Annotated in this window: 4 protein-coding genes; 3 read left to right on the forward strand and 1 reads right to left on the reverse strand. The window is 53.6% G+C overall.

All coding sequences use genetic code 11. The annotated features are described in order from the left end of the window. Nucleotides 1-482: 482 nt before the first annotated feature. From CR159_RS21190 to CR159_RS21200, 3 genes are all read left to right on the forward strand, one after another. Complete coding sequence (locus CR159_RS21190) at nucleotides 483-1,475, forward strand: helix-turn-helix domain-containing protein (RefSeq protein ID WP_102075921.1); 993 nt, start codon at nucleotides 483-485, stop codon at nucleotides 1,473-1,475. Between the two features lie 180 nt (nucleotides 1,476-1,655). Then, on the forward strand, nucleotides 1,656-2,420 hold the full coding sequence (locus tag CR159_RS21195) for a carbonic anhydrase (protein ID WP_233208455.1): 765 nt from the start codon (nucleotides 1,656-1,658) through the stop codon (nucleotides 2,418-2,420). 205 nt (nucleotides 2,421-2,625) lie between these two features. Beyond that, nucleotides 2,626-4,158, forward strand: a complete 1,533-nt coding sequence (locus CR159_RS21200) for a serine hydrolase (protein ID WP_199173390.1) — start codon at nucleotides 2,626-2,628, stop codon at nucleotides 4,156-4,158. A gap of 66 nt (nucleotides 4,159-4,224) precedes the next feature. Here CR159_RS21200 and CR159_RS21205 read toward each other — a convergent pair whose 3' ends face one another. Continuing rightward, nucleotides 4,225-4,785: a DUF2254 family protein gene (locus CR159_RS21205; protein ID WP_102075924.1), complete on the reverse strand. Its 561-nt coding sequence runs from the start codon at nucleotides 4,783-4,785 to the stop codon at nucleotides 4,225-4,227. Nucleotides 4,786-4,857 lie beyond the last annotated feature (72 nt).

Here is a 4,857-nt window from a genome sequence, read left to right on the forward strand (position 1 = left end):
TACTCACCACGGTGCTCTTGCACCATGCGCACAGCGCGCTCACGCACCTCGGGGGAAAACTTGTTCTGCTTCTTCATAGCTCCATTCTCTCAGATGTTGGAGCCTCTACAAATCCCGGGGCGCTTCAATTTGCATGCGTTCGGTCTGGTTTTTAAACTGCTATAGCGGCTTATATTACGGTCGAACATACGTAAGCGTCCGGCGATCCCATATTGACACGCCCGCATAAAGCGGGCGTTGTCGTTAGTGTGCAGTTGTCGGCTGCCAGTTATGCGGCAGCAGCTCGTCGATGCGGCTGGCCGGCTGCGCGGGAAGCGCGCTGAACTACTAAATCTTTTAACCCTAAGATAGAATCTACTGGGGACATCGGCATTCGCTCCATTAAGCTCGTTCTTCGCAAAACAAGTTTAATGAATGCTGGTCGTCCCCCTTTTATGATGAAGAGCTGGCAACACTCAAGTAAACAATAGGGTGCACAGAGTATGACTAACCAGAGCCTGCAGGATCGGATAATGGTTGCCCGAAATCAGTCACTACAGGATGCATACGAGCAAGCCGAGTTCCAGAAATGGCTGCCGATTGAAATAAACCAAATTTCAACAGGCCACTACTCCGGCTATATACACATGCTTGAACATGATGAAGTTGGCGTATGCTGGGAGGGCCAAAATCGCACTATCCATAAGCGCAGCGTTATGGACCAGGAATTGTGCACGGTTTCATTCTTTCGGAATAAACAGTTGCAAAGTGGGTTTTCAGAATATACGCCTGCCGACAACTCGTTGTTTTTTCTGCCTGCCGGCGCTGAAGTTGATATTTATGTACCAGCTAACGCCGAAACTGTCTATTTTCGGTTCAATCAGTCCGTGCTTTTGGATAAGGCGAGGGCAATGGATCCGTCTCGCTGGAGTGGTTCACCAACCCGCCTACTGTGCCTCGATCTGGGTAACCTGAAATCACTGAATAAGTTCGTAGAACAGATTTTTCAGCAGTCGCCATTCAACAATCAGTCAAGTTCTGACAACAGTAACGAGGTGATGGCCGACGTTATTATGGAACATATATTGGGGGCATTAAATTCCAGCCAGCTTGGTAGCGTTGAGAAAAGCAGCACATTGATCGCACGTCGTCGAGCGAAACACACGGTTAGCCGCAGCATAGACTATATGAAAGCGCAGCTGAAACAACACATTTGCCCCAGTATCAGTGCCACCTGCGCTGACTTGCAGTTGTCGGAACGCACTTTGCAATACGGCTTCAGCGCGATACTGGGTGTATCGCCCTACACCTACCTTCGCTATGTGAGGCTAAATGGCGTGAGGATGGCGCTAACGCAGCCCGAAAGTAAAAATCTCACTATCACTCAAGTGGCTAGCCATTGGCATTTTTTACACATGGGCCGGTTTTCCAAAGACTATGAGCAGATGTTCGGCGAACTCCCCTCGGCGACCTTGCGCCGAGCACTATGGGCTTGACCAACTACTAATTTCTCGCTTTGCGGAAATCGGATAGCGGAATAGGTGTTTCGTAATTATCCTTACTCTTTGTTAAGTTGAGAGCAATTTCCACACAGGTCCGTTCCAAGATGCTTCGCGACCAAGCGTGTTGATAGCAAGGTCAGGTGTGGTCCAAGTGATGTCAAAACAAGGAGATAAATGATGTGCAAATTATGTGTGAAGAGTGCCGTACAGAGCAGTCCACCAACATCGCCTTCAAGGCGGGTTGCCATTGGCATGATGGGGGCCATTTCTTTACTTGGCATGTCTGCAGCGGCTCGGGCCGCTCAATCACAGCCGCCTCCAAAACCAGATAACACCCTGTCTCCTGATCAAGCGATTAAGCGTTTGATGGAAGGAAACGAGCGATACCGCTCGGATAAGACCCGGAGTCGCAGCTTTACCTCGACCCGTGCGGCATTGGCCGCGGGGCAGAATCCGTATGCTGCTATTCTGAGCTGCGCTGATTCGCGTGTCAGTCCCGAGCTATGTTTTGACGAAGAAAGGGGTGACCTGTTTGTAACGCGCGTGGCAGGCAACTATGTAACCAGCGATATCCTGGCAAGCCTGGAATATGGGGTAGCCGTTCTGAACACGCCCCTGATCATGGTGTTGGGGCATACCAGTTGTGGCGCGATAAGTGCAACGGTCAGCGCACTTGAAAAGCAGGCCGAATTTCCCGGTCATATACAAGCCATTATTACGGCGCTAATGCCAGCCGTGCGCGCTGCCGCTGCCAAAACCCAAACCCAAACCCAAACCAGAACATTAATTCAGACATCAACTATTGAAAACATCAAACAAAATGTACAGCGCTTGCAAAAAGCCACACCAATACTGAGCACGGCGGTTCAGGGCGGGAAGGTCAAGGTTGTCGGCGGCCTCTACGATCTCGAAACAGGCCGGGTGGAACTCATCGCATAAGCATCAGGACGAACCCGGGCCTATGAGCAAATGATCTGTCGGCACGGGGGATTATTTTGATACGCCAGGATAGCGGTCAACGGAGATACTAATCATGTGTACCAAAGGTCTCGGACAACACCCAATCAACATCTCTTTGGCGTTTCACAATGCGCGGCAAACGTTGAGTGCTTGCGCAATGGGACTGACGTTGGCTTTAACCTTGATGACCCCCGCCAGCGCATACGAACTAGCCGTGGAAATAGGATTAAGCCCCGCCTCAGACACCGTTGCACTGCCCCCCAACGGGCTGAGCACAGCGCTGGGCGCACTGCCGCAGCTGGTCAACAACACTCTGAAGCGCAGCGGGGTGCCCGGCGCGGCGGTGGCCGTTGTCCACAACGGCCAGACCATCTTCGCCCAAGGATTTGGTGTGCGTAAAGCGGGCGAGCGCGAACTGATTGATACATCTACCGTATTTCAAATCGCTTCAATATCCAAGTCGTTGACCGCGTCAGTGATCGCCGTGGCAGTCAATAAAAACATAATCTCCTGGGACGACCCTGTGGCGGACTATCTTCCCCGGTTCAGGCTAAGCGATCCCTATGTCACCGCCCACGCGACCATCGGTGACTTTATGGCCCACCGTAGTGGCCTGCCCTCAGCAGCGGGGGACGAACTCGAAGACCTGGGCTATAACCGCGCTCAAATTATCGACCGTTTGCGCCAAGTTCCACTTGATGCGTTTCGCGCGTCATATCATTACGCCAATTTTGGCACCACCATTGCCGCCGAGGCAGTGGCTGCTGCGGCTAATCAGCCTTGGGAAGTACTGGCGGCACAAACCTTATTCGAACCGTTGGGCATGCAGTCCACAAGCACACAGCATGCTGATTACCTTGCACGCCGAAATCGGGCGGTGCTACATGCGCTCGAAGGAGGCCGGTTTCAGCCGCTTTATGATCGCACCCCGGACGCTCAGGCGCCTGCTGGCGGCGTATCGTCAAACGTGCTGGACCTGGCTCAGTGGATGAAGTTTCTACTTGCTGACGGCAAGCACCATGGCGAATCACTCGCCTCGCCCTCGTCTCTCCTTGCCGCGTTGACCCCGCGCTCGCTTAACGGCCCGCCCGGCACGCTCGTTACACGACCCAGTTTTTATGGCTACGGCTTCAATGTCGGTACCAACGTTGCCGGACGCACCACGTTCGGCCACTCTGGCGGCTTCGTGCTCGGAGCAAGCACGGCATTCCAGATTCTTCCGACGGCCGGTCTGGGCATCGTGGTCTTGACGAATGGCTCGCCTGTCGGCGTGCCCGAGAGCATTAACGCGAGCTTTATGGATATGGTCCAATTCGGCAAGCCGCTGCGCGATTGGTACGCTGCGTATCACGCGAACATGATGGGTTTCTACACCCCCGAAGGAGATCTGGCCGACAAGACGCAGCCCGCTAACCCGCTGCCTGCCCAACCGCTAGAAGCATACACAGGCCATTACGAGAGCACTTACTTTGGTTCCGCCGAAATCACCCTTGAAGCCAATGAGCTGAAACTGGCCATTGGCCCCGCCAAGGAACACTTGACCATGAGCCACTGGAACGCCAACACCTTCGCGGTGATGCCGCTGACGGAAAATGCACCGGCCGGATCGCGTTCGTCAGTAAGTTTCTCAGTGAAAAACCATAAGATTGACAGCTTCACCGTAAATTACCTGAACCAAAACGGCCTGGCGACATGGAATACAAGCCTTAACGATTAGGCCACCGTCCAGATCCAGGGGGTCGACACTCAGAAAACACGGACAACGACCCACCGACTCCGGGTGTCAAGCAGCATTCGACTTATTGGGCATTCGTTCGGCGGGTTGCCACGCCGCTCGGTATTCCACCCGTAGCCTTTCCGAGTCCTCAGGCAGCACCATCGCACTCGAAGCAGCTTCATGCGCCGTGAGGGCCAGTCGGGATGCCGCCGCGCGAAGGTCTCCATTGGTTATTGATGCTAATGCCGCTAACGCCTTCTGAAGACGCAACTGGATTTCCAATAGAGCAACTCCGTCCCGTATCAACGGTCGGAATGCATCATCCAGAAGATCTTCATCACGAAGTGGCGGGACATATACTCGCTCGTAAAGTATCTGCTCTGCCGCCATCCCATGATCCTGCCCCGCCCACGCCATGAGCACGCGGGTCAACCCGCCTATGATGTCTATGGCAGTACCCGAGTCATTGAGGGCAGGAGACAGCGCCCGCGAGCCGATTTCGGTCAATACCGAAAGGCCGAAACGAGGATCCTGATCAAAAGAACGTTCATTCCCAACGGTATAGGCCTCTTTGCGTATTCCGGTGAAGATGACCGCTGATTCCGGTCTATCGTGACCGCTGCGCATTCGATGATGTTACGTGTTCAGATTGTATAGGTAGCGGTCACGATAGGTCGGTGGTTTTCTCCTTTTTGCTTA

Source organism: Pollutimonas subterranea, assembly GCF_002849655.1.
Lineage (GTDB): Bacteria > Pseudomonadota > Gammaproteobacteria > Burkholderiales > Burkholderiaceae_B > Pollutimonas > Pollutimonas subterranea.

Coding starts and splice junctions, on each gene's coding strand:
- CR159_RS21190 (WP_102075921.1), top strand. CDS start 483: ATGACTAACCAGAGCCTGCAGGATCGGATAATGGTTGCCCGAAATCAG.
- CR159_RS21195 (WP_233208455.1), top strand. CDS start 1,656: ATGATGTGCAAATTATGTGTGAAGAGTGCCGTACAGAGCAGTCCACCA.
- CR159_RS21200 (WP_199173390.1), top strand. CDS start 2,626: ATGACCCCCGCCAGCGCATACGAACTAGCCGTGGAAATAGGATTAAGC.
- CR159_RS21205 (WP_102075924.1), bottom strand. CDS start 4,785: ATGCGCAGCGGTCACGATAGACCGGAATCAGCGGTCATCTTCACCGGA.